Below are 19,794 nucleotides of genomic sequence, written 5' to 3'. Positions count from 1 at the left end.
TCCAGATTGTCATCTCACAAAAAGACCTGAAGATATTGATTACAAATTGATTTTTATCCTTTCCGCATGTTCGGCAATCAAGTCGAAATCACCCATCTTACCGGGTGGGCGCATCGACACCCCGTCATGACGCGGCAGGACGTGAAAATGCAGGTGGAAAACCTCCTGCCCGCCTGCGGTTTCGTTGAATTGCTGAATGGTTACACCCTCTGCGTCGAAGGCTTTCATCACCGCACGAGCCATCTTTTGAACGGTGTTCATAACCGCCGCCAGTTGGTCGGGCGTGGCATCCAGCACGTTTCGGCAGGGCGTTTTGGGGATCACCAGCAAATGCCCATCAGCGCGCGGCATGATGTCCATGAAGGCCAGTGTGTCGGCGTCTTCGTAAACTTTTGACGAGGGTATCTCGCCGCGCAGAATTTTGGCGAAGATGTTGTCGGGATCATAATCCATGGTTGGCCATCCGTTCCTTGAGGGGCTTTTGACCGAGTTGTGGTCCACCCGCCCTGCGGGGTCAAGTCGGGGGATTGAAGGGGGAAATGTACAAATTGTACCGGGTTTTCAGAGGCCGTTGTTCGTTTTGTACAATTGGATTTGGCTTGAGATCGCATAGATCGAGACAGATGCAGGACGTTCCCGACAGGTGATGTCCGCCTACGCAGCAGAGTACAGGTTTCGCATTTCTTAATGAGACGAAAACTGGTTAAGTTCTTCAATACTTCATCAAGCTCAAGTCAAAGGTTCGCATTGCGAGTATTTGCGGTCAACTGAGTGTTCCCGAGTGTTGGTGTTTGCTGCCCGCTGACCGTTAGGCAAGACAGTGGTTTCGCCTCTGCATGATTGATATTCTAGGCGGGGTGAAAATTTGGAGAAGAACATGCTTTCCAGACGGGATTTTCTTGGCTCAACAGCGGCGAGCCTCATGTTCGCGACAGCCGGCAACCGAGCTGCGGCGCAGGTTTCGGAATTTCGGCAAGTTCTGTTGACTACGGACGGGCTCGGCCTTGCGGCACTGGTCAAGTCCGGAGACATAACGCCATCAGAGCTTTGCGACGCTGCCGTCGAAGCCGCCTTGGCGCTTGATCAGAGTCTCAATGCGATCACAACGCCGATGTACGAAGAGGCGAGAGACAAGGCCGTGGACATGCGACGGCAAGGACCGTTTGCCGGGGTTCCGTTTGTGGTGAAGGATAACCTCGATATTGCAGGGCAATACACGACCCATGGCTCGCGCGTATATCGCGACAATCACCGACCAAGGTCCGCGCCGCTGGCACTGGCCCAAGAGGCAGCCGGGCTGAACCTGATCGGAAAGAGCAATATGCCAGAGGTCGGAGCACTTCCGGTCACGGAAGGTCAACTGCTCGGACCGTGCCGCAACCCGTGGAACCTCGATCACTCCTCCGGAGGCTCAAGCGGAGGGTCCGCGGCTGCGGTCGCGGCAGGTATCGTACCGCTCGCCCATGCCAGCGACGGCGGCGGGTCCATCCGTATTCCTGCATCCTGTTGTGGTGTCTTCGGATTGAAGCCAAGCCGTCACCGTATGTTGTGGGGATCGAGTGATCAGACCACCTATGCTGCCGACAATTGCGTCAGCCGCTCCGTGCGAGACAGCGCGGTGCTTTTCGCCTTGGGGCAGGACCGGTCACCGAATGCACCGCACAGACCAATCCCGTTGATTTCTGGCCCGTCCACCAACCGGCTGAAAATCGGATTTGACCTCCGCAATTATTACGGCGACCTGCCAGATCCCGAGGTGCAGCGCGTCATCGAAGAAATGGCGCAACTCTGCGAAGACCTTGGTCATAGCGTGATTGAAACGCAAAGCCCGGTGGACGATGAGTTCGAGCTTCGCTTCAACCAGATCTTCGGGTTCCGCATGGTGGGCCTCGCCGACGCGGCGACGGCCAAGGCAGGCCGACCGCCGGAGGAAACGGGACTGCTTGACGCGTTCGTCCGCGACTGGGCCGCCTTCGCGCGCAACTTCACTCATGAAGATCAGGAAGCAGCCAGCGCATATATGCTGGATCTGGGCACCAGATATGGCGCATGGCTGTCCGCGTTTGATGTGTTTCTGTCACCGGTTACCCCGGGCACAGCACCGGTGATTGGCACGCTATTCGATGAAAGTGTCCCATTCGAGGAGATGTTCGCGCGTGTTGCGAGGTTCACGTCCTACACCCCGATTCAGAACGCGCTTGGATTGCCAGGAATGTCCGTGCCCGCAGGCCTGACCCGTGAAGGTCTGCCTATTGGCAGCCATTTCGTTGCACCCGCCGGTCGCGAAGACACACTTTTCGAACTGGCCTACGAAATCGAACAGGCGAAACCATGGTGGGCCGACTGGGCGCCTGTGTCGGTGGCCAGTCTCTAGAGCTCCATGCAATAGCAATAAGTACGTTGAAATCGAGAACGCCCAAGGAGGCAGCGACCCCTTTGTGTTCTTAAGCTACCCTTCCCTGTCCTCGATCCTGCGGAGTGGGCCGACGGCAGGCGTTCACTCCTTTCCGGTCGGCTTTGAGCGCCGGTCCCATTGCGGGCGGCATGATGACAGGTACCAGATCCGCTGTATCGCCACCCCCCGAACGCTCAGATCCCAGCCTCTTGATCGTTCCTTTTCAAGGGGGGTGCGGCCATTTATCTTGATCCAGATCAAACTCGGCCATTGAAGGTCGCCCCTACGCATTCTAAAACCAGCAGGAATCCCGCGCGTTGGAGAGGTCCGGCTGCGCGGTGTAGTTGCAACAGGAGGCACCTATAATGGCAGACGCAGCCATTCATGGTCACGACCATGAAGACCAGCGCAGCTTTTTCCAGCGCTGGTTCATGTCGACCAACCACAAGGACATCGGGATTCTGTACCTGATCGTTTCGGCTCTGGCCGGTCTGATCTCGGTTCTGATGACCGTTTACATGCGGCTCGAGCTGATGCACCCCGGTGTTCAGTACATGTGCCTTGAAGGCTTCATGGCCGACCCGTGTACGCCCAACGGGCATCTGTGGAACGTGATGATCACCTATCACGGTGTTCTGATGATGTTCTTTGTTGTCATCCCTGCCCTGTTCGGCGGATTTGGCAACTATTTCATGCCGTTGCAGATCGGCGCGCCGGATATGGCGTTCCCGCGGATGAACAACCTGTCCTTCTGGCTTTATGTCGCCGGTACCTCGCTGGGCGTCGCCTCGCTGCTGAGCCCGGGTGGTAACGATCAGATGGGTTCGGGCGTGGGCTGGGTTCTGTACCCGCCGCTGTCCACGACCGAGGGCGGCATGTCCATGGACCTTGCGATCTTTGCCGTGCACGTATCGGGCGCCTCCTCGATCCTCGGCGCGATCAACATGATCACCACCTTCCTGAACATGCGTGCCCCCGGCATGACCCTGTTCAAGGTGCCGCTGTTCAGCTGGTCGATCTTCGTCACCTCGTGGCTGATTCTGCTGTCGCTGCCGGTTCTGGCGGGCGCAATCACCATGTTGCTGATGGACCGCAACTTTGGCTTTACCTTCTTTGATCCGGCCGGTGGCGGCGATCCGATCCTGTATCAGCACATCCTGTGGTTCTTTGGCCACCCGGAAGTGTATATCGTGATCCTGCCCGGTTTCGGCATCATCAGCCATGTCATCGCGACCTTCTCGCGCAAGCCGATCTTTGGCTATCTGCCGATGGTCTGGGCGATTATCGCAATCGGTGTTCTGGGCTTTGTCGTGTGGGCGCACCACATGTACACCGTCGGCATGTCGCTGCGTCAGCAGGCCTATTTCATGCTGGCCACGATGGTCATCGCGGTTCCGACGGGCGTTAAGGTCTTCTCGTGGATCGCGACCATGTGGGGCGGTTCCATCGAGTTCAAGACACCGATGCTGTTTGCCTTCGGCTTCCTGTTCCTGTTCACCGTTGGCGGTGTGACCGGTGTGGTTCTGTCGCAGGCAGGCGTGGACCGTGCCTATCACGACACCTACTATGTGGTTGCGCATTTCCACTATGTGATGAGCTTGGGTGCCGTCTTTGCGATCTTTGCGGGGATGTATTTCTACTTCGCGAAAATGACCGGTCGCCAATATTCCGAGTTCTGGGGCAAGGTTCACTTCTGGATGTTCTTCATCGGCGCCAACCTGACCTTCTTCCCGCAGCACTTCCTGGGTCGTCAGGGCATGCCGCGCCGCTACATCGACTATCCCGAGGCGTTCGCGCAGTGGAACTATGTTTCGTCGATTGGTGCGTTCATCTCGTTCGCTTCGTTCCTGCTGTTCTTCGGCATCGTGATCTACGCCCTGCTGCGTGGCGCACGCGAGACCCGGCCCAACTACTGGAACGAGTATGCGGATACGCTGGAATGGACCCTGCCCACCCCGCCGCCCGAGCACACGTTCGAGCAGCTACCCAAGCAAGAAGACTGGGACAAGGGCCACGCGCACTGATCCCGATCTGATCAAAGGAAACCCCGCCCAGGTGGCGGGGTTTTTCTTTGCCCTCACCTCGCGTTCGCCAAGTGCCCCGAAATCAGCTATGATGTGCGGACGGAACAGTCGGAGGGTCGGCAATGCCCGAGATCGACTTTTGGTATTCCATTGGCAGCACGTACAGCTTCCTGACCGTGATGCGTCTGGACGAATGGTGCGCCCAGCATGACGCCACGGTGAACTGGCGCCCGTTCAACGTGCGTACGGTGATGTCGGCCCAGCAGAATATTCCTTTTGCCGGAAAGCCTGTGAAATCGGCTTATATGTGGCGCGACATCGAACGCCGCTGTGCCAAGTACCACATCCACGCCAACCTGCCCGCGCCCTATCCGATTTCCAATCTGCCGCTGGCCAATCAGGTTGCGGTGCTTGGAATGATGGACGGCTGGGGCGTGACGTTCACCCAGACGCTTTATCGCATCTGGTTCGAAGAAGGGGTGGAAGCCGGTAGCGAAAGTGCACTGTCCGAGGCGCTTTTGCGGTGTCAGCAGGACCCCCGACTGACCCTGGCGCGCGCGCAAGGCGACGACATCGTCGCGGCCCTTGAGGCCGAGACGGAAACCGCCGTCAAACTGGGTGTTTTCGGCGCCCCCAGCTTTGTTGTCCGGCAAGAGGTGTTCTGGGGTGACGATCGTCTGGATGACGCCCTATCCTGGTCTCGGGTCGGCCACGTCGTCTGATCAAAACCCGTCGACATGAGGCCGCGCTGCGCTATGTTCGCGGTATGCCCTACACGTGGAATCAGACCTCGGAAACCGAACAGGAACTGCGGCTTTGGCCGCATAACTCGCTGCCTCCGCGAGGGGCGATGATCACGATATTGTCGGTGTTCCTGTTTGGCCTGATCCCATTGCTGGCCACGCTTGGTTCCGTGATCCTGTGGGGGCTGCTGCCGTTTCTGCTGATCACTGTGCTGGGGCTGTGGCTGGCCATCAAGACCAACTACCGCGCCCGCAGTGTTTTCGAGGTTCTGACCCTGTCGGGCACACATGCGCGGCTGGTGCACCACACCCCCGGCAAAGAGCAGCACGAATGGTCTTGCAACCGCTATTGGGCGCGACCGGCGATGCACGAGAAAGGCGGCCCGGTGCCGCATTATGTCACCCTTGTCGGAGACGGGCGCGAGGTCGAAATCGGGGCGTTTCTGTCCGAAGATGAACGGATCACGCTTTATGACGAGCTGGTCCTAAGACTGCGCGAGCCGGTCGCGCAGTAGCAATTCACAGGGCCTAGTGCCTCAGCAATCGCCGTTTGAGGCTGCGCACAGGTGATCCTTGACCATCGGGCCGACCTTGCCGAAATCCATCCGGCCGGTATAGCGCGTCTTCAACTCGCCCATCACCTTGCCCATATCGCGGATCGAACCCGCGCCGGTTGCCGTGATGGCGGTTTGAATGGCCCTGCTGACCTCATCGTCATCCAGCTGTTTGGGTAGAAATTCCTCGATCACCTCGACTTCGCGAATCTCGCGTTCGGCCAGATCCAGGCGACCGCCCTCTTCGTAGGCGCGTGCGCTTTCCTTGCGCTGCTTGGTCATTTTTCCAAGGATTTCAAGAACCTCTGCGTCGCTGCATCCCTTTGCTTCTTCATTGTCGGACGCACGTGCCGCGATGTCGCGGTCTTTGATGGCGGCGTTGATCAACCGCAGCGTCGACAGACGCTCGGCTGCTTTGTCTTTCATTGCTTGCTTCAGGGCTGCATTCACCCGTGATCGCATATCCATTTGGCTTGTCCATCCCCATGACAAAGGAACCTCGACCATATCGAAACAAAAAGCCTGACACAACCGGGGGTGAATACAGTTAACCCATTGAAAAACAACAATAGCCTAAAAATTGAACAGACTTGACCCAGACGCGCAACCCCCTTAGGTATGCGCCGATTTACCCTACAGGAGAGTCGCGCCATGGCCCCGAATGCCCCGTCCAAGCCCACCGCATGTCTGGCTTTGGCCGATGGAACCCTGTTTTACGGCGCAGGCTTCGGCGCGACCGGGCAAACCGTGGCTGAGCTGTGCTTTAACACGGCGATGACCGGATATCAGGAGATCATGACCGACCCGTCTTATGCCGGGCAGATCGTAACCTTCACCTTCCCTCATATCGGCAATGTCGGCGTGAACCCCGAGGATGACGAAACCGGTGATCCGGTCGCCGCTGGCATGGTTGTGAAATGGGATCCGACCGAGCCATCGAACTGGCGCTCGACCGAGGAGCTCAAGGGCTGGCTGGCCCGCCGGGGGCGCATCGCCATCGGTGGTGTCGATACCCGCCGTCTGACCCGGGCCATCCGCCAGCAAGGTGCGCCGCATGTGGCGCTGGCCCATGATCCCGAGGGAAATTTCGACATTGGGGCGCTGGTGGCTGCCGCGCGCGGTTTTGCCGGGCTGGAGGGCATGGACCTGGCCAAGGAAGTCACCTGCGCCCAAAGCTATCGCTGGGATGAGATGCGGTGGGCCTGGCCGGATGGGTACCAGCGTCAGAAGGCCCCTGCCCACAAGGTTGTTGCCGTTGACTATGGCGCCAAGCGCAACATCCTGCGCTGCCTCGCATCCGCTGGATGTGATGTTACCGTTCTACCCGCAACCGCGACCGCAGCTGACGTGCTGGCACATCAGCCCGACGGTGTGTTCCTGTCGAACGGTCCCGGCGATCCGGCAGCAACAGGCGAATACGCCGTACCGATGATCAAAGAGATTCTGGAGACGACAGACCTGCCTGTGTTCGGCATCTGCCTTGGACACCAGATGCTGGCGCTGGCGCTGGGAGGTCAGACGGTCAAGATGAACCACGGCCACCATGGCGCGAACCACCCGGTCAAGGATCTGGACACCGGCAGGGTCGAGATCACCTCGATGAACCACGGTTTTGCCGTCGATGCGCAATCCCTGCCCGATGGCGTCGTGGAAACTCACCGGTCGCTGTTTGACGGCTCGAACTGCGGTATCCGCATGGCTGACCGGCCGGTCTATTCGGTGCAACACCACCCCGAGGCATCGCCCGGACCGCAGGACAGTTTCTATCTGTTCGAGCGCTTCGCCGAGGCGATGGAGAAGAAAAAAATACAGGCATAACTGCTTGTCTGTGCAGTGTTAACCGGGCGTTAACCTTGTTCGAACAACCCTGAGCGCAGGTAACTGCGCCAGGGTTTTGTTATGGCTGAGCTTGATCTTCTGGATTTCACGTCCGCCGCACCGATCCCTGCGCCCGGGTATCGGAAACCACTGGGCACCTGCCTGCTGGAAACCGGAACCATCACCCGATCCCAGCTGGACCATGCGCTAAGCCAGCAAACCAGACAGAACGCTCCGCTGGGAGAGATACTGGTCGGCGAAGGCTATGCCACCCGGCAGGACGTGTTGAGCGCGCTGTCCGCGCAATCCGGCTGGCAGATTGCAGATCTTGAACAAGTCCCGCCGATGCCGGAACTGAGCGGGCTGATGCCGGTCGACTTCTGGCTGCAACACAATGTCATCCCCTGGATGCGGATTGGCCCCCTTGTTCTGGTGGCCACGGCCCGGCCCGACCGGTTCGCAACCGTGACCGCCGAAATGCGCGAATGCGATTATGCCGTGATCCCGGTGCTGGCGGCCCCTGATCAGATCGACCGCACGATTGCGCGGCAATTCTCGGGGTCTTTGGCCAGATCGGCGGAAACGCGGGTTGATCCCGCGCAAAGCTGCCGCAACTGGACCCTTAGGTCGCGCGTAGGGCCGTCGGTGGCCCTGTTGTGTGTGCTGGGGCTGTTTGCCTTGTTCCCGGCGTTTGGCCTGCTGGCGATGCTGGGCATGGCTGTGGGAACTCTGGTGCTTTTTGCCGTCTTTCGGACGGCTGGCACGCTGGCTTATCTTTGGCATCGTCTGAGAACGCAGCCGGACCACACCGAAGCTGCCATCACATTGCGGCAGCCCTGCGTGTCGATCATGGTGCCATTGTACAAGGAGCGCGAGATTGCAAACGCTCTGGTGCACAGGCTACAGCGGCTGACCTATCCCAAGGCGTTGCTGGATGTCATCCTTGTGCTTGAGGAAAAGGATGACGTGACGCGCAATGCCCTTGCGCAGATGAGCCTGCCCAGTTGGATGCGCATCGTCGAGGTGCCCGAGCTGAACGGGCTGACCACCAAGCCGCGCGCCATGAATTACGCGCTGGATTTCTGCCGGGGCGACTTCGTCGGCGTCTGGGACGCGGAAGACGCCCCACAACCGGATCAGATTGAGCGCGTGGTGGCGCATTTCACCCAGGCCGCGCCGGATGTTGTGTGCCTGCAAGGGGTTCTGGATTACTACAACCCGCGCAGCAACTGGCGGTCGCGCTGCTTTACCATCGAATACAACAGCTGGTTCCGCGTGATCCTGCCGGGGATCGCCCGCATGGGCCTGGTGGTGCCGCTTGGGGGCACCACGTTCTTTTTCCGTCGCGACAAACTGTTGGAACTGGGCGGCTGGGATGCCCATAACGTCACCGAGGATGCTGATCTGGGCGTAAGGCTGTGCCGGGCCGGGTACCGGACCGAAATGGTGGATACCACAACATATGAGGAGGCGAATTTCCGGGCCTGGCCCTGGGTCAAACAGCGCTCGCGCTGGCTCAAGGGGTTCATGGTCACGTATCTGGTGCATATGCGCAGCCCGCGAAAACTGTGGCGTGACCTTGGTGCCGCTAAATTTCTGGGCCTTCAGGCGTTCTTTTTGGGCACGTTGGGGCAATTTCTGCTGGCGCCCGTTCTCTGGGTATTCTGGCTGTCAAGCCTGGGGCTGGCCAATCCGATGGATGATATCGTGCCGCATTCAACCTCTACCGCGCTGATCGGGCTGTTTTTGATGGCAGAGGGACTGAGTATCGGTGTTGGCCTGATCGCCGTATCCGCGCGCGAGCGGCGGTTTCTTTTGCCTTGGGTTCCGACGATGTTTCTGTATTTCCCGCTAGGCGTGGTTGCCGGTTACAAGGCGTTGTGGGAATTGGCGACCAACCCGTTTTTCTGGGACAAGACCCAGCACGGACAGGCCAGCGAAGACGAGCCGCTGACCTGATAATCACTTGTCGCGGCGACTTGCGTCCTGTTTCAGGCGCGTCATGAACGCGATCGAGATATGATCCTTGAGCGCCCGCCCCGCCGCCTCTTCATCGCGTGCGGCAATGGCTTCGACGATGCCTTTATGTTCGCTCTGGGCAATCTCTCCGCGCCCCTGCACGGCCAGCGACGTGGTTGCCATCAAGGCCATAGTCCGGTGCACCAGATCAAGCTGCTGGACAAGGTAGCGGTTGTGCGAGGCCAGATGGATCTGTTCGTGAAAGCGCCGGTTGGCACGTGACAGCGCCATCGGATCGCCCACCAGCTTGTCATCTTCGAGGACCATGTCCTGAAGAACCCTGATCTCTTCTTCGGTGGCGTGTTTGGCAGCCAGCCGCGCGGCGAGCCCTTCCAGTTCGCGGCGCACGATATAAAGCTCGGCCATCTGGTTGTGGTCCAGCGACGCCACGATCAGTGACCGACCGTCCCGTTCCAGCAGAGACTGGGTTTCCAGGCGTTGCAACGCTTCGCGGATCGGGGTGCGCGACACCCCGAACCGTTCTGCCAGCTCGCTTTCCACCAGACGATCGCCGGGCTTGTAGACGCCGACATCAATGGCTTCGAGTATCAGGCTATAGGCATCCTTGGTGGGGGATCGGGTCTGGCTCATGGGGTATTCTGTCTCCTCGTTCGGACATGTCTATCCGTCTCTGGGGGCAGCAATCAAGTACGGCATTGAAATCACCCGGCCCGCGCCCTAAACCAAAGCCATGGTCAAACCGTCCTTCAGTCATGTCACGCAATGGGTGTTCGATCTGGATAACACCCTCTATCCGCCGCATATGCAGCTGTTCGATCAGATCGAAGTTCTGATGACGGATTATGTGGTGCAAGCCATCGGCGTGGACCGGGCCGAGGCCGACAGGCTGCGCGGGCAATACTGGCGCCAATACGGCACCACGCTGGCCGGGTTGATGGCCGAACATGATCTGGACCCCGAGCCCTATCTGCACGCGGTGCATCAGGTGGACATGAGCCATATGGACCCGGATGCAGAGCTGGCCGATCACATTCGCGCCCTGCCCGGACGGCGCATCGTCTACACCAATGGCAGCGCGCCCTACGCCGAGCGGGTCTTGCAGGCGCGCGGGCTTTCGGGGCTGTTTGATGCAATCTATGGCGTCGAACATGCCGGGTATCGGCCCAAGCCCGAGAAAGCCGCCTTTGAAGCCATCTTTGCACAGGATGGCATTCAGGCTGACAAGGCCGCGATGTTCGAGGACGACCCGCGTAATCTGGCCGCCCCGCATGAGATGGGAATGCGCACGGTTCATGTCGCCCCGGACCCGCATGAGGCCGATCACATCCACCATCACACGGACGATCTGACCGCATTTCTGGCCCGCCTGCGGTAGCCTGTCACACTGCGACGATCCGTACGTTCTGCACCCGCATGCGCAGCCCTATATGCGCTGGAGCGACGAACAGAACGGAGAAGCCCCATGAGCGCGATCGATATGCCCGGACGCCTGCCGGTTTGGCAGCGCCTTTTCTTTGCAGTTCCGGTTTTCGGGTGGCTGGCCCGCGACGCCGCCAACGCCAAGGCGGAGGACTTGTATTACACCGTCGGCGCGGTCCTCAGCATGTGGGGCTGTTCCGCCATGGTGTTCGGCCTTCCCGGCCTTTACATCCCTGCCCTGATGATGGTGCCGGTGATGTTCCTGGTCCTGATCCTGATCTCACGCGGCTGAGATACGGGACAGGATGTCACTTGGCGCAGGGGGCGGAACCGAACTAGGGTCTGCCCGAACTGATGAGAGGCGCCATGACTGACAGTTGTGACATCCTGATTTCCGGCGGTGGAATCGCCGGTCTGACCGCAGCGGCGGCGTTTGGAACCGCCGGGTTTGACGTGGTGTGCGTAGATCCCGCGCCACCGATCACCGAACGGGATGTGGACGGGTCCGACCTGCGCACCACCGCCTTTCTGCAACCTGCGCGCGGCCTGCTGGAGCAATGCGGCCTGTGGGCGCGGCTGGATGCCCATGCGGCCCCCTTGCAGATCATGCGTATTGTCGATGCCGGGGGGGACGTGCCCGAACCCCGCGTCGTACGCGATTTCAACGCCGCTGACATTTCCGAGCAACCGTTTGGCTGGAACCTGCCCAACTGGCTGTTGCGCCGGGAAATGGTCGCGCGGCTGGCAGAGCTGCCGAATGTCGATTTCCGCCCCGGCACCGGCACCGTCAGCCTGTTCACCCGCACTGCCGAAGCCCGCGTTGGCCTGAGCGACGGCAGCCGCATCCGCTGCAAGCTGGTGCTGGCCGCAGATGGGCGCAACTCTCCCATGCGCGAGGCCGCCGGTATCAATGTGCATACAACGCGGTATGGGCAGAAAGCGCTGGCGTTCGCGGTGACGCACCCTGTTCCTCACGAGAATGTCTCGACCGAGATACACAGGTCTGGCGGGCCGTTCACATTGGTTCCGCTGCCCGATTGGCAGGGGCAGCCCTCGTCCGCCATTGTCTGGATGGAACGCGGCCCAAAGGCAGTTGACCTTTTGACCCTTGATGCCGAAGCGTTTGAGGCTGCGATGACGGAACGGTCCTGTGGCCTGTTTGACCCCTTGAAGTTGGCATCGCGCCGGACCATCTGGTCGATCATCAGCCAGTCCGCGGAACGGCTGGCGGGTGAGCGCATTGCCCTGATGGCCGAGGCCGCGCATGTGGTGCCCCCGATCGGCGCGCAGGGGCTGAACATGTCATTGGGCGATCTGCGCTGTCTGCTGGATCTGGCGCAGTCCCGGCCCGAAGGTCTGGGCGACGCGCAGATGCTGAACGCCTATCACAAGGCGCGCCACACCGAGATCGAGATGCGGGTGAAAGGGATCGACCTGCTGAACCGCGCCTCGATGATCGAGGCGCGCCCGCTGCGGGATGCGCGCGCAATGGGGCTGAGCGCGCTGTATTCCCTGCCGCCTGTGCGCAAGACGCTGATGCAGATGGGCCTTGGCGTTCGCTAAGGCCCGGCCTGTTTACAGAACCTGATCCAGCACGCGTTTCAGGCGCGCGATGGTGGCGTCTACATCATAAAGCTTGTCCAATCCGAACAGGCCCAGACGGAAGGTGCTGAAGCCTTCGGGTTCGTCACATTGCAGCGGCACCCCGGCGGCAATCTGCATCCCCAGAGCGGCAAATTTCTTGCCGTTCTTGATTTCGGGGTCCGAGGTGTAGCTGACCACAACGCCGGGTGCGCCGAAACCGTCAGCCGCCACCGAGACAATGCCATACTCCTTCAACATCGCCCGCACGCCGTCGCCCAATGCCCATTGCGCCTTGCGCAGCTTTTCGAACCCGTATCCCCTGGTTTCTGCCATGGTGTCGCGGAAAGCCAGCAGCGCATCGGTGGGCATCGTGGCGTGATAGGCGTGACCGCCATTTTCATAGGCCTGCATGATCTGGCGCCACTTTTTCAGGTCGATGGCGAAACTGTCCGAGCTTGTCTGTTCCAGACGCGCCTCGCCCCGTTCGGACAGCATGACCAGACCGGCACAAGGCGATGCGCTCCAGCCCTTTTGCGGGGCCGAGATCAGGACGTCGACGCCGGTGGCTTTCATATCCACCCAGGCACACCCGGATGCGATGCAATCCAGTACCATCAACGCACCCACCTCATGCGCCGCGCTGGCCAGGGCGGTCACATAGTCATCCGGCAGGATGACACCTGCCGCCGTTTCAACATGCGGTGCGAACACAACACCGGGTTTCTGTTCGCGAATCGTTGCGACGACCTCGTCAATCGGTGCGGGCGCAAAGGGGGACGGGCTGGTATTGCCGGTCTCGCGCGCCTTCATCACGGTGGTCGAGCTGGTCAGGGCGCCGCTTTCGATGATCTGGCTCCAGCGGTATGAAAACCACCCGTTCCGAACCACAAGGACTTCCGCCCCGCGCGCGAATTGCCGGGCGACCGCTTCCATCGCATAGGTGCCACCGCCCGGAATGACGGCCACCCCGTCTGCCTTGTACACCTCTTTCAGCATGGCAGAGATGTCGCGCATTACCCCCTGAAACTTTTGGGACATATGGTTCAGCGAGCGATCGGTGAATACGACCGAGAATTCTTCGAGCCCGTTCGGGTCAACGTTTTTCAGCAAGGCAGGCATATGGCGTCCTTTCAATATCGTCAGTGCAGTCTTGGTCTCTTTACCTTGGCCAGTAAAGCCATTTCGCGACAAATAGTGACGCCACGGAATGCGGGTAAAATCGGCCTGTTTGGTGCTGTAGGACGCTGGGAACACAAGAAAATGACGCCAACCAGTGTCACTTCCCCTTTACACTTCTGCTTGCTTCTGAACAGATGCGCACACTTTTTACTTGAAGGGATATTTTTCCTGTGACGATTCATAAGCGTATTAACTTCCAGTCCGTTCGAGATGAAGTAAAACGACGTATTGAAAGCCGCGTGTGGCCTCAGGGATCTTTGCTACCGACCGAAACGCAACTGGCGGAAGAATTCAATTGCGCCCGCGCGACGGTGAACCGCGCCCTCAGGGAACTGGCCGATCAGGGTTTCATCGAACGCAAGCGCAAAAGCGGTACGCGGGTCAAGAAAGAACCCAGCAAACACGCCAAGCTGGAATTCTCGCTGGCGCGACAGATGGTCGAAAGCCAGAATGCCGCCTATCGCTATGCGCTGGTGGAACGGACTGTCGAGGCCTGCCCCCGCTGGCTGTCCTCTCAGCTTGATGTCCCCGCCGAGACGCGGGTTCTGCATGTCGTTTGCATGCATTACGCGGACAACCGCCCGTTCCAGCTTGAAGAGCGCTGGATCAATATCGGAACCGTCCCCGATGTGGAAAAGGCCGACCTGACCCAGCAAGGACCGCATGAGTGGCTGTTGAATGCCGCTCCGTTCAACGATGCCGAGGTTGCGTTCTGCGCGATTTCCGCTGATGCAAGGCTGGCGGAATTCATGGGAACCACGGCGGGCGCGCCGATGATCCAGATGGAGCGCACCACATGGAAAGAAGACAAACCGATTACGTTTGCCCGCCTGACCCATCATCCCGGATATTACATCCGCACCAGATACTAAGGCAGGTCACCCAATCGGTCCCGGCAGCCGTTCCTCGCTCAGCAGAACATTCGCTTCGACATCGCCTGCGCCGGGCAGCGTCATGATCCGGCGCCGCAACACGCGTTCGAAATCGGACAGGTCCCGCGCCACGACGCGCAAACGGTAGTCGTACAGACCCAGAACATGCTCGACAGTCTGAACTTCAGGGATGGCGCTGACGGCGCGTTCGAAATCCTCAAGGCTGATCTGGCCCTTGCGCGCCAGCTTGACCCCCAGAAACACGGTCACGCCAAAGCCGAGCGCCTCGGCATTCAGGCGCAACCTTCGGCCCTTGATGATCCCGGCGTCCTCCAACCTGCGGATACGCCGCCAGGTGGCGGGTTGAGACAGATTGAACCTCCGACCCAGGGCACCCGCGCTTTGGGTGGCGTCCTGTTGCAGCGCACGCAGCAGACGGCGGTCAATCTCGTCCAACTCGATCATACCGGCAACACCTCGTCCCGCTTGACTCGCGCGATATGCATCAGCGCTTCGATATCGGCGATATGCGGCAGGGTCAGGATCCGGTCCCGATAAAGCTGCTGATAGTGCTTCATATCCCGCGCTATGACCGACAGGCGGACATCCACCCGGCCCAGAAAGGTCTGGATTTCGATCACCTCGGCCACGTTGCGGGCCTCTTCCATAAACTCGTCAAAGGCGCGGGCCTGTGTCTTGTCCAAGGTGATCCGAAGCGACACTTCGACAGCATAGCCCATTGCGGCCCAGTCGATCACCGCCTCCTGCCCTTCGATGATCCCGGCCGCCTGCATCTTTTCCAGCCTGCGCCAACAGACGCCAGCGCTGATCCGGCACAGATCGGCAAGTTCCGCGGTGGTCAGGCTTGGGTTGGCCTGAAAATGGCGCAAAATGCGCCGGTCGATATCGTCAAGCATGATTTTTTCGGTATTTTCCGTTTCCAAGAATTATTCTTCATCTTTTTCACAAATACTCAAGCCCAACCCTATCGCCAATCGGACGCCCGGCAGGTAGAACCGCCCCAACCAAACCAGAAAGGACCGGCAAAATGCGCGTCTATTACGATCGCGATTGCGACATCAACCTGATCAAAGACAAGAAAGTGGCTATCCTGGGCTATGGCAGCCAGGGTCACGCCCACGCGCTGAACCTGCGCGACTCGGGCGCCAAGAACCTGGTCATCGCCCTGCGCGAAGGCTCGCCCTCGGCCAAGAAAGCCGAAGCAGAAGGTCTGGAAGTGATGGGCATTGCCGAAGCGGCTGCCTGGTGCGACGTCATCATGTTCACCATGCCCGACGAATTGCAGGCCGAAACCTACAAGAAATACGTTCATGACAACATCAAGCCGGGCGCGGCCATCGCCTTTGCCCACGGCCTGAACGTCCATTTCGGCCTGATCGAGCCGAAGGACGGCGTTGACGTCATCATGATGGCCCCCAAAGGCCCCGGTCACACCGTGCGTGGCGAATACACCAAAGGCGGCGGCGTGCCCTGCCTGGTCGCGGTTCACAACGATGCAACCGGCAAGGCGCTGGAAATCGGCCTGTCCTACTGCTCGGCCATCGGTGGCGGCCGTTCGGGCATCATCGAGACCAACTTCCGCGAAGAATGTGAAACCGACCTGTTCGGCGAACAGGCCGTTCTGTGCGGTGGTCTGGTCGAACTGATCCGCTGCGGCTTTGAAACTCTGGTCGAGGCCGGTTACGCACCCGAGATGGCCTATTTCGAATGTCTGCACGAAGTGAAGCTGATCGTTGACCTGATCTATGAAGGCGGCATCGCCAACATGGATTACTCGATCTCGAACACGGCCGAGTATGGCCAGTATGTCACCGGTCCGCGCATCCTGAAATACGACGAGACCAAAGCCCGCATGAAAGCGGTTCTGGACGACATCCAGCAGGGCAAATTCGTCCGTGACTTCATGCTGGAAAACGCCGTTGGCCAGCCGACCATCAAAGCGTCGCGCCGCGCCAATGACGAGCATATGATCGAAGAGACCGGCGCCAAGCTGCGCGGCATGATGCCGTGGATCTCGGCCGGCAAGATGGTCGACAAAGAAAAGAACTAAACCTGACCGATGTCAGGCAAAGGGCGGCCCAAGCGGTCGCCCTTTTTCATTTTAAGACCGCTTTGGCAAAGCATTCGCACAGCACGAAATCCCATCCCGTATCGTAGCCGCCGCGCTTTTCGGGCGCTTCCCCTGCCCAGACGTCCCAGCCGGAATGCATCAGGGTGACTTTGGCCTGTCCCGAACCGCAATCCTCAAAACGCACATCGACGCGCGTTGGAGACTCCCTGCTGGTGCCCGGATGCCAGGTGAATGCCACGGATTGGCCGGGATCAATTGCCAGCACCTGACCCCAGTCGGCACGGGTTCCGTCGAACATGACCTCATAGACCGCGCCACCGATCCGGGGTTCAATAACCACGTCCCTTGCCGGTTGCGCCTGCGATGCGGAAACCGCGTGGCTGTCCAGCGGCCACCATGTCCCGATGCGGTTGACGAAGATGTCGAAAGCGCGCGCAGCAGAGGCACTTACGACAATTGTCTTGACTATCGGGTCTGTCATGGCCTCTCTCCCGCTCTGTTCACCTCATCTGCAAAGCTGTTCATCACGTCGCTCCAGTAACGGTCGAGCCATCTGCGCAGCTCTGCCAGCCCCTCGGGGCGCACCGCATAGATCCGGCGCGTCCCTTTCGCGTGGCATGTCACCAGCCCAGCATCAGACAGCACCTTGAGATGTTGTGAGACGGCCGGTCGGCTTACCGGCAGCTTTGACGCAAGTTCGCCCACTGCCTGAGGCTGGCTGGCAACGGCTTCGAACACCTGCCTGCGGGTCGCATCGCCCAAAGCTGAAAATGTCATATCGTAAGTCATTGCTTACGGTAAGTAGAAACTAACATAAAGTCAAGATCGACCCGTGACACCGGCGCGCACGCGGGATAAGGGGATGGAATGGTTGAACAACCCACGAAACAGGACTGGAGCGGCGTTTTCACGCTGGGGCTTATTTGGGGCGGCACATTCATGGTCGTCGCGATGGCTTTGGAAGGCTATGGCCCGATTACCGTGGCGACATCGCGCACCACTTTGGGTGCGATGACATTGCTTGTCCTGATGCGGATCACCGGGCGCCGTATGCCGGTTTTGACACCCGCGCTGACAACATCAATCCTGCTGATTGGCGTGTTGTCGACTGCGGTGCCTTTCATGCTGCTCAGCTGGGGGCAGCAATATGTACCCTCGGCCTTTGCAGGGCTGTCCATGGCCGCAATTCCGCTGATGGTGCTGCCGCTGGCGCATTTCTTTTCCGATGAGCCGCTGAACCTGCGTCGGTTTCTGGGCGTATGCCTTGGGTTTTCCGGCGCATTGGTCCTGATCGGACCCGGTCTGGCAAAGCTGGGTCAAGGGACCGAGCCGCTGGCGCAGCTGGCCTGTATCTCTGCCGCCCTCTGCTATGCCTCGACATCGATTCTGACACGACGCTGCCCGCCGGTCGAGCCGCTGGCGCTGGCCGCGCTGACCCTGCTGGTCGGCGCTGTTCTGCTGGTGCCCATCATGCTGCTGGTCGAAGGTGTCCCTACTTGGCAGGGCAACCGCCCATCGCTGGCCCTGATTGTCCTTGGGCTGATCCCCACAGCTTTCGCCAATTTGCTGCGGGTTTCGATCACCCGCAGCGCCGGATCGGTGTTTTTGACGCTGGTGAATTATCAGGTGCCGATCTGGTCGATGGTGTTCGGGGCCTGGATCCTGTCCGAGGCCCTGCCCCTGCGGTTCTACGTCGCCCTGGCCCTGATCTTGACGGGCATGGCCATCAGCCAATGGTTCAGCCTGCGCAGGGTTCTGTTCGGGCGCTAGCCTGCGGCGGCTTCGACCTCGGCCACGATACTGTCGACGACCTGTACCAGCAGCGCGTCATCCTCGCATTCGGCCATAACGCGGATCAGCGGCTCGGTGCCGGATTTGCGGATCAGCAACCGGCCCTGCCCGTTCAGCCGCGCCTCGGCATCGGCAATGGCAGCTTTAACGCTTTGAACTTCAAGCGGAGTTTGACCGTTGGCATAGCGGACGTTCTTCAACAGCTGCGGCACGGTTTCGAACTGCTTGGACAGGTCCGAGGCTTTGCGACCAGACAGAACCATCTCGGCCAGGAAATGCAGGCCGGCCATCAGGCCGTCACCGGTGGTGGCATAATCGCTCATCACGATATGACCGGATTGTTCACCGCCCAGGTTGAAGCCGCCTTCGCGCATGCGCTCGACCACATAGCGGTCGCCGACAGCCGTGCGTTCCAGTCGCATGCCGTGTGACGAGAGGTGCCGTTCGAGCCCCAGATTGGACATCACCGTGGCCACAAGGGCATCGCCTTTCAACTGCCCGGATTTTTTCCAGGCCGTCGCTAGCAGCGCCATAAGCTGATCGCCATCGGCGATCTGACCGGTCTCGTCGACGATAACAACCCGATCCGCGTCGCCGTCCAGACAGACACCAACGTCAGCGCCATGCGCCACGACGGTTTCGGCGGCCAGTTGCGGCTTGGTCGATCCGCAGTTGAGGTTGATGTTCTTCCCATTGGGCGAAATCCCGATCGGGATCACGTCTGCACCCAGTTCCCAAAGAACCTCGGGCGCGGTGCGGTGGGCGGCGCCATTGGCACAGTCGATCACCACCTTGAGACCATCCAGACGCACATCGCGCGGCAGCGAGGATTTTACACGCTCGCCATATCTGAACCGGGCGTCATCAACACGACGCGCCCGTCCGATATTCTGGGCCTGAGCAGGCCGGACACCTTCGTCGATCAGCTTTTCGATGTCGATCTCGGCCTGATCGGACAGTTTATAACCGTCGGGGCCAAAGAACTTGATGCCGTTGTCCTCTGCCGGGTTGTGGCTGGCCGAGATCATGACACCCAGATCGGCCCGCATCGACCGCGTCATCAGGCCCACCGCAGGCGTCGGAACCGGCCCCAGCAACAGCACATTCATTCCCGTTGACGTCAGACCGGCGGTCAGCGCGTTTTCCAGCATATAGCCGGACAGGCGTGTGTCCTTGCCGATGACGACCCGGTGCACACCGGTCGCATCACGCCGGAAATAGCGCCCCACCGCAGCCCCGATGCGCAACGCCATTTCCGCCGTCATCGGATGCGTGTTGGCCGTGCCCCGCACCCCGTCGGTTCCGAACAGCTTGCGCATTGGTGTCACTCCGTGATTTTCCGT

The 19,794-nt window shown here is 59.9% G+C and carries 21 protein-coding genes; 12 read left to right on the top strand and 9 right to left on the bottom strand.

The window, feature by feature from the left end; translation table 11 throughout:
* Window positions 1-39: 39 nt before the first annotated feature.
* Entirely contained in the window at window positions 40-453 is a 414-nt protein-coding gene (locus AC2FLU_RS06615; RefSeq protein ID WP_496811914.1) for an HIT family protein, read from the bottom strand.
* Between the two features lie 469 nt (window positions 454-922).
* On the opposite strand from AC2FLU_RS06615, the gene AC2FLU_RS06610 reads away from it, so the two are divergent.
* The 4 genes from AC2FLU_RS06610 to AC2FLU_RS06595 all read left to right on the top strand — a co-directional run bounded on the left by AC2FLU_RS06610 (window position 923) and on the right by AC2FLU_RS06595 (window position 5,677).
* Entirely contained in the window at window positions 923-2,374 is a 1,452-nt protein-coding gene (locus AC2FLU_RS06610; protein ID WP_480554704.1) for an amidase family protein, read from the top strand.
* Between the two features lie 386 nt (window positions 2,375-2,760).
* Complete coding sequence (gene ctaD, locus AC2FLU_RS06605; protein ID WP_267366169.1) at window positions 2,761-4,419, top strand: cytochrome c oxidase subunit I; 1,659 nt, start codon at window positions 2,761-2,763, stop codon at window positions 4,417-4,419.
* 122 nt (window positions 4,420-4,541) lie between these two features.
* On the top strand, window positions 4,542-5,141 hold the full coding sequence (locus tag AC2FLU_RS06600) for a 2-hydroxychromene-2-carboxylate isomerase (protein ID WP_480516658.1): 600 nt from the start codon (window positions 4,542-4,544) through the stop codon (window positions 5,139-5,141).
* A gap of 44 nt (window positions 5,142-5,185) precedes the next feature.
* Window positions 5,186-5,677: a DUF2244 domain-containing protein gene (locus tag AC2FLU_RS06595; RefSeq protein ID WP_209504230.1), complete on the top strand. Its 492-nt coding sequence runs from the start codon at window positions 5,186-5,188 to the stop codon at window positions 5,675-5,677.
* 21 nt (window positions 5,678-5,698) lie between these two features.
* Here the strand turns inward: AC2FLU_RS06595 and AC2FLU_RS06590 are convergent, their stop codons facing one another.
* On the bottom strand, window positions 5,699-6,184 hold the full coding sequence (locus AC2FLU_RS06590) for a GatB/YqeY domain-containing protein (RefSeq protein ID WP_480493418.1): 486 nt from the start codon (window positions 6,182-6,184) through the stop codon (window positions 5,699-5,701).
* A 183-nt stretch (window positions 6,185-6,367) separates the two neighbouring features.
* Here AC2FLU_RS06590 and carA point away from each other — a divergent pair, with 183 nt between their 5' ends.
* Together carA and AC2FLU_RS06580 are read left to right on the top strand one after the other, a co-directional pair.
* The gene (gene carA, locus AC2FLU_RS06585) at window positions 6,368-7,534 is read left to right on the top strand and encodes a glutamine-hydrolyzing carbamoyl-phosphate synthase small subunit (protein ID WP_496808595.1); all 1,167 of its coding nucleotides are present in this window, start codon (window positions 6,368-6,370) and stop codon (window positions 7,532-7,534) included.
* An 81-nt stretch (window positions 7,535-7,615) separates the two neighbouring features.
* Window positions 7,616-9,493, top strand: a complete 1,878-nt coding sequence (locus tag AC2FLU_RS06580) for a glycosyltransferase (protein WP_496808596.1) — start codon at window positions 7,616-7,618, stop codon at window positions 9,491-9,493.
* A 3-nt stretch (window positions 9,494-9,496) separates the two neighbouring features.
* Here AC2FLU_RS06580 and AC2FLU_RS06575 read toward each other — a convergent pair whose 3' ends face one another.
* Window positions 9,497-10,144 carry a GntR family transcriptional regulator gene (locus AC2FLU_RS06575; RefSeq protein ID WP_267363400.1) on the bottom strand — a complete coding sequence of 216 codons (648 nt, stop codon included), beginning with the start codon at window positions 10,142-10,144 and terminating at the stop codon, window positions 9,497-9,499.
* Between the two features lie 100 nt (window positions 10,145-10,244).
* On the opposite strand from AC2FLU_RS06575, the gene AC2FLU_RS06570 reads away from it, so the two are divergent.
* From AC2FLU_RS06570 to AC2FLU_RS06560, 3 genes are all read left to right on the top strand, one after another.
* Complete coding sequence (locus tag AC2FLU_RS06570; RefSeq protein WP_480476564.1) at window positions 10,245-10,889, top strand: pyrimidine 5'-nucleotidase; 645 nt, start codon at window positions 10,245-10,247, stop codon at window positions 10,887-10,889.
* Window positions 10,890-10,976: 87 nt separating this feature from the next.
* Window positions 10,977-11,225: a hypothetical protein gene (locus AC2FLU_RS06565; protein WP_480516652.1), complete on the top strand. Its 249-nt coding sequence runs from the start codon at window positions 10,977-10,979 to the stop codon at window positions 11,223-11,225.
* Window positions 11,226-11,299: 74 nt separating this feature from the next.
* Window positions 11,300-12,496 (top strand): UbiH/UbiF family hydroxylase, encoded by a 1,197-nt coding sequence (locus tag AC2FLU_RS06560; protein WP_496811913.1) that lies wholly within the window; start codon window positions 11,300-11,302, stop codon window positions 12,494-12,496.
* A 12-nt stretch (window positions 12,497-12,508) separates the two neighbouring features.
* Here AC2FLU_RS06560 and AC2FLU_RS06555 read toward each other — a convergent pair whose 3' ends face one another.
* On the bottom strand, window positions 12,509-13,636 hold the full coding sequence (locus AC2FLU_RS06555; protein ID WP_496811912.1) for an aminotransferase class V-fold PLP-dependent enzyme: 1,128 nt from the start codon (window positions 13,634-13,636) through the stop codon (window positions 12,509-12,511).
* 230 nt (window positions 13,637-13,866) lie between these two features.
* On the opposite strand from AC2FLU_RS06555, the gene hutC reads away from it, so the two are divergent.
* Entirely contained in the window at window positions 13,867-14,568 is a 702-nt protein-coding gene (hutC, locus tag AC2FLU_RS06550; protein WP_480493423.1) for a histidine utilization transcriptional repressor HutC, read from the top strand.
* Window positions 14,569-14,574: 6 nt separating this feature from the next.
* Here the strand turns inward: hutC and AC2FLU_RS06545 are convergent, their stop codons facing one another.
* A complete protein-coding gene (locus tag AC2FLU_RS06545; protein ID WP_209504239.1) occupies window positions 14,575-15,033 on the bottom strand; it encodes an Lrp/AsnC family transcriptional regulator in 459 nt (152 codons plus the stop codon).
* Entirely contained in the window at window positions 15,030-15,485 is a 456-nt protein-coding gene (locus AC2FLU_RS06540) for an Lrp/AsnC family transcriptional regulator (protein ID WP_480476554.1), read from the bottom strand. Before AC2FLU_RS06540 ends, AC2FLU_RS06545 begins: the two co-directional genes overlap by 4 nt.
* Before the next feature lie 131 nt (window positions 15,486-15,616).
* Here AC2FLU_RS06540 and ilvC point away from each other — a divergent pair, with 131 nt between their 5' ends.
* On the top strand, window positions 15,617-16,639 hold the full coding sequence (ilvC, locus tag AC2FLU_RS06535; RefSeq protein WP_480476552.1) for a ketol-acid reductoisomerase: 1,023 nt from the start codon (window positions 15,617-15,619) through the stop codon (window positions 16,637-16,639).
* Window positions 16,640-16,685: 46 nt separating this feature from the next.
* On the opposite strand, the gene AC2FLU_RS06530 is transcribed toward ilvC, so the two are convergent.
* Both AC2FLU_RS06530 and AC2FLU_RS06525 read right to left on the bottom strand, forming a co-directional pair.
* Entirely contained in the window at window positions 16,686-17,141 is a 456-nt protein-coding gene (locus AC2FLU_RS06530) for an SRPBCC domain-containing protein (protein WP_496811911.1), read from the bottom strand.
* Window positions 17,138-17,437 carry an ArsR/SmtB family transcription factor gene (locus tag AC2FLU_RS06525; RefSeq protein ID WP_480493426.1) on the bottom strand — a complete coding sequence of 100 codons (300 nt, stop codon included), beginning with the start codon at window positions 17,435-17,437 and terminating at the stop codon, window positions 17,138-17,140. The genes AC2FLU_RS06530 and AC2FLU_RS06525 overlap by 4 nt, the downstream gene beginning before the upstream one ends.
* Before the next feature lie 90 nt (window positions 17,438-17,527).
* On the opposite strand from AC2FLU_RS06525, the gene AC2FLU_RS06520 reads away from it, so the two are divergent.
* The gene (locus AC2FLU_RS06520) at window positions 17,528-18,430 is read left to right on the top strand and encodes a DMT family transporter (RefSeq protein WP_480554694.1); all 903 of its coding nucleotides are present in this window, start codon (window positions 17,528-17,530) and stop codon (window positions 18,428-18,430) included.
* Here the strand turns inward: AC2FLU_RS06520 and glmM are convergent.
* Complete coding sequence (gene glmM / locus AC2FLU_RS06515) at window positions 18,427-19,770, bottom strand: phosphoglucosamine mutase (RefSeq protein ID WP_480554693.1); 1,344 nt, start codon at window positions 19,768-19,770, stop codon at window positions 18,427-18,429. The two genes, AC2FLU_RS06520 and glmM, sit on opposite strands and share 4 nt — an antisense overlap.
* Between the last annotated feature and the right edge of the window lie 24 nt (window positions 19,771-19,794).

Source organism: Ruegeria sp. SAZD013, from assembly GCF_059612525.1.
The sequence above is the reverse complement of the archived record's forward strand: the minus strand, read 5'-3'. Positions and strand labels throughout refer to the sequence as shown.